The following is a 743-nucleotide window of genomic DNA, read 5'->3' on the forward strand; positions in this document are numbered from 1 at the left end:
GAACCGCTCATCGACGTCCGGCTGTTCGCGGTCCGCGGCGTCTGGACGGCCCACGTGGTCGCGCTCGTCTTCGGCTTCGCGATGTTCGGCACGTTCGTCCTCGTCCCGACGCTCCTCCAGCTCCCGACCGCCGTCGGGTACGGGTTCGGCAAGGACGTGACCGAAGCAGGGCTCTTCCTGCTCCCGACCGTCGTCATGATGATCATCGCCGGGCCGATCGCCGGCATCCTCGTCCGCAAGGTCGGCCCGAAGCCGCCGATGCTGCTCGGTGGGGTCGCCATCGTCGCCGCGTTCCTCGTCCCCGCGATCTCGCACGCCGCGATCGCCGAGGTCGTCGTGTCCGGCGTCCTGACGGGCATCGGCATCGGCCTCGCCCTCGCCGCGTGCTCGAACGCGATCATCGAGAGCGTCCCCGCGAACCAGACCGGCGAGGCCATCAGCGCCAACACCGTCGTCCGCACGATCGGCTCCAGCGTCGGCACCGCGGTCATCGCGGCGCTGATCACGTCCCACACCACCGCCCAGGGGCTGCCGACCGACGACGCGTTCACGATCGGGTTCTGGGCGTGCACGGGCGTGGCCGTCCTCGCGGTCCTGGCCGCCGTCGCGGCACCGTCGATGCGGGCGCGGCGGGCCGCTGCCGCCGCACGCGGGATCGACGACCTCGACGAGATCGCGTCCTAGCGCACCGCGGCGGTGGAGACCCGACCGTCTCCGGAGGCCCGGCCCGCGTCGTCGACGCG

Annotated in this window: 1 protein-coding gene; it reads left to right on the plus strand. The window is 72.5% G+C overall.

Going from position 1 to position 743, the window contains the following annotated elements:
* On the plus strand, window positions 1-684 hold a 684-nt coding region (locus BIV01_RS09460), incomplete at its 5' end, for an MFS transporter (protein WP_139199286.1).
* Window positions 685-743: the final 59 nt, after the last annotated feature.

The organism is Curtobacterium sp. MCBA15_013 (assembly GCF_001865095.1).
Lineage (GTDB): Bacteria > Actinomycetota > Actinomycetes > Actinomycetales > Microbacteriaceae > Curtobacterium.